Annotated in this window: 11 protein-coding genes; all 11 read left to right on the forward strand. The window is 70.4% G+C overall.

All coding sequences use genetic code 11. The features are described from left to right. On the forward strand, nt 1-1309 hold a 1309-nt coding region (locus tag VGT06_10055; GenBank protein ID HEV8663465.1), incomplete at its 5' end, for a tetratricopeptide repeat protein. A 16-nt stretch (nt 1310-1325) separates the two neighbouring features. Continuing rightward, complete coding sequence (locus VGT06_10060; protein ID HEV8663466.1) at nt 1326-2351, forward strand: AAA family ATPase; 1026 nt, start codon at nt 1326-1328, stop codon at nt 2349-2351. 129 nt (nt 2352-2480) lie between these two features. Then, the gene (locus VGT06_10065; GenBank protein HEV8663467.1) at nt 2481-2855 is read left to right on the forward strand and encodes an ATP synthase subunit I; all 375 of its coding nucleotides are present in this window, start codon (nt 2481-2483) and stop codon (nt 2853-2855) included. Between the two features lie 94 nt (nt 2856-2949). After that, nucleotides 2950-3549: a F0F1 ATP synthase subunit B gene (atpF, locus tag VGT06_10070; protein ID HEV8663468.1), complete on the forward strand. Its 600-nt coding sequence runs from the start codon at nt 2950-2952 to the stop codon at nt 3547-3549. Beyond that, nucleotides 3546-4085, forward strand: a complete 540-nt coding sequence (gene atpH, locus VGT06_10075; protein ID HEV8663469.1) for an ATP synthase F1 subunit delta — start codon at nt 3546-3548, stop codon at nt 4083-4085. Before atpF ends, atpH begins: the two co-directional genes overlap by 4 nt. Before the next feature lie 7 nt (nt 4086-4092). Continuing rightward, nucleotides 4093-5640 (forward strand): F0F1 ATP synthase subunit alpha, encoded by a 1548-nt coding sequence (gene atpA, locus VGT06_10080; GenBank protein HEV8663470.1) that lies wholly within the window; start codon nt 4093-4095, stop codon nt 5638-5640. Nucleotides 5641-5660: 20 nt separating this feature from the next. Beyond that, nucleotides 5661-6533 (forward strand): ATP synthase F1 subunit gamma, encoded by an 873-nt coding sequence (gene atpG, locus VGT06_10085; GenBank protein HEV8663471.1) that lies wholly within the window; start codon nt 5661-5663, stop codon nt 6531-6533. A 28-nt stretch (nt 6534-6561) separates the two neighbouring features. After that, nucleotides 6562-7983 (forward strand): F0F1 ATP synthase subunit beta, encoded by a 1422-nt coding sequence (gene atpD, locus VGT06_10090; protein HEV8663472.1) that lies wholly within the window; start codon nt 6562-6564, stop codon nt 7981-7983. Between the two features lie 14 nt (nt 7984-7997). Continuing rightward, nucleotides 7998-8426 (forward strand): F0F1 ATP synthase subunit epsilon, encoded by a 429-nt coding sequence (locus VGT06_10095; GenBank protein ID HEV8663473.1) that lies wholly within the window; start codon nt 7998-8000, stop codon nt 8424-8426. 54 nt (nt 8427-8480) lie between these two features. After that, entirely contained in the window at nt 8481-9695 is a 1215-nt protein-coding gene (locus tag VGT06_10100; GenBank protein HEV8663474.1) for an MFS transporter, read from the forward strand. A gap of 2 nt (nt 9696-9697) precedes the next feature. Next, the gene (yacG, locus tag VGT06_10105; protein HEV8663475.1) at nt 9698-9946 is read left to right on the forward strand and encodes a DNA gyrase inhibitor YacG; all 249 of its coding nucleotides are present in this window, start codon (nt 9698-9700) and stop codon (nt 9944-9946) included. Nucleotides 9947-10095: the final 149 nt, after the last annotated feature.

Raw genomic sequence — 10095 nt, forward strand, 5'->3', positions numbered from 1 at the left:
GGCGGAAGCCTCGCCGACGCGCCCGCTGGTCCTGCTGGTCCCCTTCACCGGCCCGGCGGAGGCATCCGACCCGCTCGTGGGGGAGGGGCTGATGGACCTCCTGGCCTGGGGGATCGGGCGGACCTTCGGCCTTCAGCTCACGGAGCCCCGGGCCGTGACGGCCGCGCTCGAGGCGCGCCAGGCGAGCTGGGGGGATCCGATCCGGCCGGCCGTCGCCGTCGAGGTGGCCCGGGGCCTCGGGGCCGCCGGCGCGCTCCTCGGGACCCTCCGCCTCGAAGAAGAGCGACTCACCCTGGGGGCGACCTTCCTGGACGTGCGGGGGGCAGACGTGCGGGAGGAAACGTTCCCCGCGGCTGCGGTGCCGTGGTCCGAAAGCTCCCGGATGCTGGAGCGGATGGCGAGAGGGCTGGCCAAGTTCTTGGGGGCGAATCTCGGCCCGTCGAGTGAGCGGCGCCTGAGTCAGGCCTTCCAGCGCCCGCCCCCCACGCCGGGAGCGCTGCGGCGCTACGCGGCCGGGCGCGCGGCCCTGCGGGCGGGGACGCCGGAAGGGCTCGAGCAGGCGGCGGAAGCCTTCGCCCAGGCCGGGGAGATCGACCCGGCCTTCGCCCTGGCCTTCTTTCGGCAGGGGGAGGCCCACGAGGCGGCTTCCAGCCGGTGGCGGGCCGCGGGGGCCTACCGGCGCGCCATCCACGTGGACCCCGTCTTCGCCGAGGCCTACAAGGCGCTGGGGGACCTCCTGGCCAAGAGCCCGCGGCGCCTCTACGAGCAGGCGGTGGATGCCTACGGCAAGGCGGTGGAGTCTGACCCGGACTATGCCGACGCCTATGTGGGCCTGGGGGACGCCCTCTCGGCCATGGGGCGCTTCGATGAGGCGGTGCGGGAGTACCGGCGCGGCCTCGGGATCGACCCCCTGAACCCCCGGGTCCACTACAGCCTCGCCCGCATCCTGTACACGGAGAAGGGGCTTTACCACGAGGCGGTGGAAGCCTACCAGCGCGCCCTCGGAATCGAGCCCGGCTTCGTCGAGGCGCACATCGGTCTCGGCGACCTGTACGAGGAGAAAGGGCTCTACCAAGAAGCCATTGCCACCTACCGGAAGGCCCTCGCCCTGAAGCCGAAACACCCCGGGGCGCTGTACGCCCTCGCCCTGGCCTACGAGAAGGTGAGCCCCAAGGAGGCGGTGGCTCGCTGGGAAGAGTACATCACGGTTGCCTCCGAGCTCCCCGGGGAGAAGGAGTGGATCGACATCGCCGAGCAACATCTGAAGAAGATGCGCCAGAAGGCCGCGGAGCAGGAGAAGCGGCGCTAGGCGTCTGAGGGGAGGCATGAGCGACGAGATCCGTGAGGTGGAGCGACAGGCAGCGGCGTTCCGGGAGGGCTTCGCGCGGATCGAGGCGGAGATCGGGAAGGTCATCGTGGGCCACCGGGAGATCGTCCACGAGACCCTCCTCTGCCTCTTCTGCGCCGGCCACGTCCTGCTGGAAGGAGTCCCCGGACTCGGGAAGACCCTCCTGGTGAAAGCCCTCGCCCGGTGTCTGGAGCTGGCCTTCTCCCGCATCCAGTTCACCCCCGACCTGATGCCGGCCGACATCATCGGGACCAACGTCGTGGTGGAGGACCCGGAGGGGCGGCGGCAGTTCCAGTTCCAGCGCGGGCCCCTCTTCGGCCAGGTGATCCTGGCCGACGAGGTGAACCGGGCCACGCCCAAGACCCAGTCGGCCCTCCTGGAGGCCATGCAGGAGTTGACGGTAACCGTGGGGCGGGTCCAGCATCCGCTCGAGCGCCCCTTCTTCGTCCTGGCGACGCAGAACCCGATCGAGATGGAGGGGACCTATCCCCTCCCGGAGGCGCAGCTCGACCGGTTCTTCTTTAAATTAAAGGTCCGGTACCCGTCCCAGGCGGAGCTGGGGGAGATCGTGGACCGGACCACGGCGGCGACCGAGGAGAGCCTCGTGCGGGTCATGAGCGGCCCCGTGGTGGAGGAGTACAAGACCCTGGTGCGGGCCGTGCCCATCGCCTCCCACGTCCGGGACCACGTGGCGCGCCTCACCCTGATGACCCACCCCGACTCCCCCGAGGCCCCCCCCTCCGTCAAGAAGTACGTCCGGTATGGCTCCTCACCCCGGGGAGCCCAGGCGTTGGTGCTCGCCGGGAAGGCCGTGGCCCTGCTGGCCAACCGCTTCCACGTGAGCGTGGAGGACATCCACCGCGTCGCCTATCCCGCCCTCCGCCACCGGCTGATCCTGTCGTTCGAGGGGGAGGCGGAGGGCATCGATCCCGACACCATCATCGGGGAGATTCTGGCGGAGGCCGTGCGCGCCGAGACGGCCGCCCGGGAGGCGCTGGCCTAGGAGCGTGCGCCGCTTGTGCGAGAAGGCGCTTGACAGAAATTCAAGCGCCATGGTAGCTTGTGCCGCTTTTTCCCGGGGCGGACCGCTGGTCCGCCCCGGTCGGCCTCAGGGCGGGCGAAGGCGCGTCGCTTGGACGAGCAGCGGGAACTCCTCAGGCGCGTCGCCCGGGGGGCCCTGTGGCTGGTCGTGGGCGGGGGAGCCCTCCTGGCCGCTCTCGGCCGCTGGCAGTGGGCCCTGGGGTTCGCCGTCGGGGGCGGGATCAGTCTCGGGAATTTCTCGCTCATCGCGCGCGCCGTGGCACAGGCGAGTGGCGAGCAGGTGTTGCGGCCCGCACGGGTCCTCCGGGGATCCCTTTTCCGACTGGGGTTGACGGGGCTGGCCCTCTTCCTGGTGGTGATCTACCTGCCGGTGAATCTCATCGCTCTCGCCTCCGGGCTCCTGGCCGTTCAGGTGGTGGTCGTGGCCGGCGCCTTCCGGTGGGGGTTCCAGGTGGGCGTGGAGTAGCAGGCGGAGTATTCCGGCGTGGGCGCGGCATGGCGGATGCCGCGCCCCGTGTGCTGTTTGGGACTGCGGCGGGCTCGCCGGCGGGAGTGGAGGGATGGGGAGATCCTGGATGGTGGTGGCGGGGGTCGTCCTGACCGTCCTGGCCTGGGGAGCCCCCGAGCTCCTCGTCGCCGCCGCGGCGGAGGGGGTGGCCGAGCACAAGCCCGGCATCATCAATATTGACAAGACCCTCCTTCTGCAGCTCGTCAACTTCCTCATCCTGGTGGCCATCCTGTACAAGTTCCTCTTCAAACCCCTGACCGCCTTCATGGCCCAGCGGGCCGACGGAATCCGACGGTCCCTCTCCGAGGCAGAGGAGGCCAGGCAAGCCGCCGCCCGGACGATGGAGGAGTACAGCGCCAGACTGGTGGCCGCCCAGAAGGAGAGCGAGGCGGTCCGGGCCCGCATGGAGCAGGAGGTGGCAGGCGAGCGGCAGCGCCTGCTGAAGGAGTCGCGGGAGGAGGCCACCCGCCTCCTGGAGGTGGCCCGGGTCCAGATCGCGCAGGAGGTCAAGAAGGCGAAGGCGGTGCTACGCGAGGAAGCCGCCAGCCTCTCGGTGGCGGCCGCCGAGAAGCTCCTGGGGCGCGCCCTGACGGAGGCGGACCACCGGCGGCTGGTGGAGCAGGCCATCCGGGACGTGGGGGGCGAGAATTGATCGGGGGTGGCCTGGCCAAGCGGTACGCCAAGGCCGTGCTGGAGGCGGCGGCCGAGGCCGGCGTCCTGGAGCGGGTCGCCGCGGACCTGGAGGTCCTGGGCCCCCACTTCGCCGCGAAGGAGATGGGGGCCTTCTTCGCCAACCCGGCCGTCCCCGCCGCCCGGAAGGAGGCCGCCCTCGCCGCCGGTGCGGAGCGCGTGTCTGCCAGCTCCCTCTCTCTGAGTCTGCTCCGCCTCCTCCTGGCCCGGCAGCGGCTGGGCCTCCTCCCGGACATCGCCCGCCTCTTCCGGGATCTGGTGGATGAGCGCACGGGGCACATCCGGGCCGAGGTGGCGGCGGCCGTCCCCCTGCCGGCGGCGAGCGCCGAGGCCTTGGCCGCCCGCCTCGCCGCCGCGACGGGCCGCCAGGTCCACCTCAGCACCCGCGTAGATCCCGCCCTCCTGGGGGGGCTGGTGGCCCGGGTGGGGAGCACGGTATACGACGGCAGCCTGCGGACGCAGCTCCGCAGGATGCGGGAGGCCCTCAGCAAGGGGTGAGCCGATGGTGGAGATCCGCGCCGACGAGATCAGCCAGATCATCCGGGAGCAACTGAAGGGGTTCGCGGCCGCGGTGGATGTGGCCGAGGTCGGGACCGTCACCGAGGTGGGGGACGGGATCGCCCGCATCTATGGGCTGGGGAAGGCGATGGCCGGGGAGCTCCTCCTGTTTCCGGGCGAGGTGGTGGGGATGATCCTGAACCTCGAGGAGGACAACGTGGGAGCGGTCCTCCTGGGGGAGGACGTGGGCATCCGGGAGGGCGATGAGGTCCGGCGGACGGGGCGGATCGCCGAGGTCCCGGTGGGGGAGGCGATGCTGGGGCGGGTGGTGAACGCCCTCGGCCAGCCGGTGGACGGGAAAGGCCCCATCGAGGCCGGCGAGCACCGTCCCATCGAGCGGTTCGCGCCCGGGGTGGTGGACCGCCGCCCCGTGAAGGAACCCCTCCAGACCGGGATCAAGGCGATCGACTCGATGATCCCGATCGGCCGGGGGCAGCGCGAGCTGATCATCGGCGACCGCCAGACCGGGAAGACGGCCATCGCCGTGGACACCATCTTGAATCAGCGGGGGCAGGGCGTCACCTGCGTCTACGTGGCCATCGGGCAGAAGCGCTCCACCGTCGCCCAGGTGGTGAAGGGCCTCGAAGAGGGCGGGGCGATGGAGTACACCATCGTGGTGGTGGCGACCGCCTCGGAGCCCGCCCCGCTCCAGTACATCGCCCCGTACGCCGGCTGCGCCATGGGGGAGTACTTCCGGGACACCAAGCGGCACGCCCTGCTCATCTACGACGACCTGAGCAAGCATGCCCAGTCCTACCGGCAGCTCTCGCTGCTCCTGCGGCGTCCGCCCGGGCGGGAGGCCTACCCGGGCGACGTCTTCTACCTCCACTCCCGCCTCCTGGAGCGCGCCGCCAAGCTGAACGACGAGCTGGGGGGCGGCTCCCTCACGGCGCTCCCGATCATCGAGACCCAACTCGGCGACGTGTCAGCCTACATCCCCACCAACGTCATCTCCATCACCGACGGGCAGATCTACCTGGAAAGCGACCTGTTCTTCGCCGGCATTCGCCCCGCGGTCAACGTGGGCCTCTCGGTCTCCCGGGTGGGAGGCTCGGCCCAGATCAAGGCGATGAAACAGGTGGCCGGCCGGCTTCGGTTGGACCTGGCCCAGTACCGGGAGATGGCCGCTTTCGCCCAGTTCGGCTCGGAGCTGGACAAGGCGACCCAGGCGCAGCTCAACCGGGGCCAGCGGATGGTGGAGATCTTGAAGCAGGCGCAGTACACGCCGTTACCGGTGGAGAAGCAGATTTTGATCATCTTTGCCGGGACCGCCGGGCACCTGGACGACGTCCCCCTGGACGCGATCGCGGCCTTCGAGCAGGAGCTGTATAAGTTCGTGGAGACGGTCCGCCCCGAGGTCCTCCGGGAGCTCGCCGAGAAACGCGAGATCACCGACCCCCTCCGGGAGAAGATGACCAAGGCCGTGGTGGACTTCAAGGCGGACTTCGTGGCCCGCCTCAAGAAGGCGGCGGCGGCCCCCGCCCCGGCGGCCTGACCCGCAGGCCCAGAGCGTCTATGGCCACCCTCCAGGATATCCGGCGACGGATCCGAAGCGTCCAGAGCACGCAGAAGATCACCCGGGCCATGAAGCTCGTGGCAGCGGCCAAGCTCCGCCGCGCCCAGGAGCGGATCCTGGCGGCCCGGCCCTACTCCGACAAGATGGACGCCGTGCTCGCGAGCCTCGCCCTGCGGGCGGAGCGCTCCGCCCACCCTCTGCTGGTTCAGCGGGCCGGCAACCGGAAGGTCCTGGTGGTCATCACGGGAGACCGGGGGCTCTGCGGGGCGTTTAACAGCAACATCCTCCGGCGCTCCCTGGAGTGGCTCCGCCAGCAGGGGGATGCGGAGGTGGCCCTGACGCTTGTCGTCGTGGGGCGGAAGGCCCGCGAGTTCTACCGACGGCGGCCGGTGACGGTCCGGGCGACCTATGCGAACTTCTTCGACCGGCTCGCCTACGAGCACGGGGCCGAGATCGGCCAGGAGCTGGTCCGGGCCTACGCAGGGGAGGAGGCGGACGAGGTCCAGCTCTGCTACAACGAGTTCAAGTCGGCCGTGTCCCAGCGGGTCACGGTGGTGAAGCTCCTCCCCATCGAGCCGCTGGCGGTGCCGGAGGGGGAGGCGGCGGTGGATTTCCTCTACGAGCCCTCCGCGGCCGTCATCCTGGACCGCCTCCTTCCGAAGCACATCGAGGTGCAGATCTACCGGGCGCTCCTCGAGTCGCTGGCCGCGGAGTACGGGGCCCGGATGACCGCTATGGACAATGCCACCCGGAACGCCGCCGAGATGATTGATGTCCTGACCATCGCCTTCAACAAGGCGCGGCAGGAGCGGATCACCAAGGAGCTGCTGGAGGTGGTGAGCGGCGCAGAGGCGCTGCGGGCCACCGGGTAGGCCCGGCCGGATTTGGCAGGAGGATGGCATGAACGAAGGGCGCATCGTGGAGGTCATCGGGCCGGTGGTGGACGTGGAGTTCGCTCCGGGCAAGCTCCCCGCCATCTTCACCGCCCTCGAAGTGCCGGAGAAGCAGCTCACCGACATCTTCTCCTACAGCCAGCGCCTGGTCCTCGAGGTGGCCCAGCACCTCGGGGAGAGCCGGGTGCGCGCGGTCGCCCTCTCGGCGACCGACGGCCTCACACGGGGGATGCGGGTCGTGGACACCGGTGCCCAAATCACGATCCCGGTAGGGAAGGCGACCTTGGGCCGCATCATGAACGTCATCGGGGAACCGGTGGACAAGCAGGGGCCCCTCACGTCCGAGGTCCACTATCCGATTCACCGGCACGCACCCTCCTTTGATGAGCAGGCCACCTCGGTCCAGATGCTGGAGACCGGGATCAAGGTGGTGGACCTCCTGGAGCCCTACACCAAGGGGGGGAAGACCGGCCTCTTCGGCGGGGCCGGCGTCGGGAAGACGGTCATCATTATGGAATTGATCCGCAACATCGCCATGGAGCACGGCGGCATCTCCGTGTTCTCGGGCGTGGGGGAACGGACCCGGGAGGGGAACGACCTCTGGCTGGAGATGAAGGAATCCGGGGTCCTGGCCAAGACGGCCCTGGTCTACGGGCAGATGACGGAGCCGCCCGGCTCCCGCCTGCGGGTGGGCCTGACCGGGCTCACGGTCGCCGAGTACTTCCGGGATGAGGGGGGGCAGGACGTGCTCCTCTTCATTGACAACATCTTCCGATTCACCCAGGCCGGCTCCGAGGTCTCGGCCCTGCTCGGCCGGATGCCCTCCGCCGTCGGGTACCAGCCGACCCTCGGGACCGAGATGGGCGAGCTGCAGGAGCGGATCACCTCCACCCGAAAGGGCTCCATCACCTCGGTGCAGGCCATCTACGTCCCGGCCGACGACATCACCGACCCGGCGCCGGCCACCACCTTCGCCCACCTGGACGCCACCACCGTCCTGAGCCGGCAGATCGCCGAGCTGGGCATCTACCCCGCGGTGGACCCGCTGACCTCCACCTCCCGGATCCTGGATCCCCGGGTGGTGGGGGAGGAGCACTACGCGGCGGCGCGGGCCGTCCAGAAAGTCCTCCAGCGCTACAAGGACCTCCAGGACATCATCGCCATCCTCGGGATGGACGAGCTCTCCGAGGAGGACAAGCTGGTGGTCGCCCGAGCGCGCAAGATCCAGCGGTTCCTGTCCCAGCCCTTCTTCGTGGCCGAGCAGTTCACCGGCCAGGCGGGCCGCTACGTCCCGGTGAAGGAGACCATCAAGGGGTTCCGGGAGGTCGTCGAGGGGAAGGCGGACGACCTCCCGGAGCAGGCCTTCTATATGGTGGGGAACATCGAGGAGGCCCGGCAGAAGGCGGAGCAGTTGGCCGCCGCCAAGTAGGGGGCGGATGGGGCATGGTTACGGCGGAGATCCCGCGCACCCTCCTGCTGGAGGTAGTGACTCCGCACCGCCTCGTGGTGAGCGAGGAGGTGGAGGAGGTGATCGCCCCGGGCAGCGAGGGCTACTTCGGCGTGCTGGGGGGCCACCTCCCCTTCATGACGACCCTGAAGTTCGGCGAGCTGACCTACCGGCGGGCCCCGGGGGAGGAGCGGCACCTCGCCGTCTCCTGGGGCTATGCGGAGGTCCTCCCGACCCGGGTGACGGTCCTGGCGGAGGCGGCGGAGCGCGCCGAGGAGATCGACACGGCCCGGGCCCAGGAGGCCCGCGACCGGGCGATGGCGCGCCTGGGGAAGATGGGCGACAGCACCGTGGACTTCGTCCGGGCGCAGGAGGCGTTGATGCGGGCCCTCACGCGCCTGGAAGTGGCCGCCAAGAAGCGGTAGGCGGGAGAGGCACGGGGGCGGGGGCCGGGGCCTGCCGCCCCTTTTTCTTCGCCGATGTGGCATCTGCCAGAATGGATCCCGGCCCTCCTGCTGGGGCATCCCGAGCGGTCCGCCGTCCTCTCCGACCGCGATGCCCGCGTGGTGTCCTTCGCCCAGTTCGTCGCCGCCTTCTCCTGGAACTTCGTCTATGTTTTTCTCCCCTTTTATGTTCTCCGGATCAGCCCGTACGATCGGGAAACCACGCTCCTGTGGACCGGGCTCATCCTGGGGGTGACGGGGGTCGCCTCCACCCTGTTTGCCCCCCTCTGGGGCGCCATGGCCTCCCGGGTGAGCCCCAAGCTTCTCTACGAGGTCGGGATCCTGATCCAGGTGGGCCTGTTTGCCTGCTTCGCCCTGACCACGAGTCTGCCCGTCCTCTTCCTCCTCCGGATGGCGATCGGGATGGTGGGGGGAACCTCCACCATGGGGCTCATCCTGGTCTCGGCCGTCTCCGGCCACGAGCGGATCACCTCGAACGTCGGGACCTTCCAGTCCGCTATGACGCTCGGGCAGATCAGCGGGCCCTTTGTGGGGGCCTTCGCGGTGGACCTCGTGGGGTTCGCCCCGACCTTCCTCCTCGGGTCCCTGGTGCTCCTCATCGCCTTTCTCGCCGTGCGGCTCGGGGTGCCCTGGATGGGGCGCCTCACCCCCCGTCCGCCCGAGGTCCGGATCACCCGCCGCCGCTTCGTGGCCGGCTGGCTGGTCTGCTTTACCGCCACCTTGCAGCTCGTCTTCCTGCCGAGCGTGCTCCCCGAGATCCTGGGGGAGTTAGGGGTGGCCGGGGCCAGCGCCGTCCGGGTGGCCGGGGGGATCGTCTTCGCCTACGGCCTCGCCGCGGCGGTGGGGGCGGTCCTGGTCAGCCGGAGCGCCGGGCGGTTCGGCCGGCGGCGGACCGTCCTCGTGGCCGGCGGGCTGGCCTCCCTCCTCCAGGTGGCCCTCTGGCTGCCGAACTCGGTGGGTCTCTTCGCCGCCGTCCGGATCCTGCAGTGCGCCCTCATCGCCGGGGTGATTCCGATCGTCTTCGCCCAGGTGACGGAGGGGGCGCCCGGCGGGCGCATCGGCCTCATGAATACCTCCCGCTTCTCGGGGAACGCGGCCGGGCCCCTGCTGGCGACGCTGTTCTTCGCCCACTTCTCACCGCTCCTCCTCTACGGGACCCTCGCCGTCCTGACAGGGGTTTCCCTCGCCGCCTTCTACCGCGCCCCGCTGGCCCGGGGGCGCCCGGCCTGAGCATGCCCGCCCGCATCCGCCGCTGCGTCATCTGCCACCGGCCGCTTCGCGAGGGGGAGGACCTCCGGTTCCCCTTCTGCTCGGAGCGATGCAAGCTGGTGGACCTGGGCCGGTGGCTGGGGGAGGCCTACCGGATTCCGGGGCCGCCGGCCGCAGGGGAGGCGGAGGCGGCGAGCCGGCGGGAGGAGGGCGAGGACGAGGCCGGCCAGGGCGACGTCAGTTGGCCCGGCACTACTGGAGGTGGTGGGTAATCCGCCGGAGGAGGGGCTCGGGGTCCAGAGGCCCGAGCCCGAGCTGCTGGAGCCTCGCCTCCAGGCTGGGACAGAGGCCTTGCTGCCAGAGTTCCCGTAGGAAGGGACCGGTGCGGTCATTGCGGTACCAGTCCTCGTCGAACCGCTCC

Origin of the sequence: Candidatus Methylomirabilis sp. (genome assembly GCA_036000645.1) — a bacterium.
Lineage (GTDB): Bacteria > Methylomirabilota > Methylomirabilia > Methylomirabilales > JACPAU01 > JACPAU01.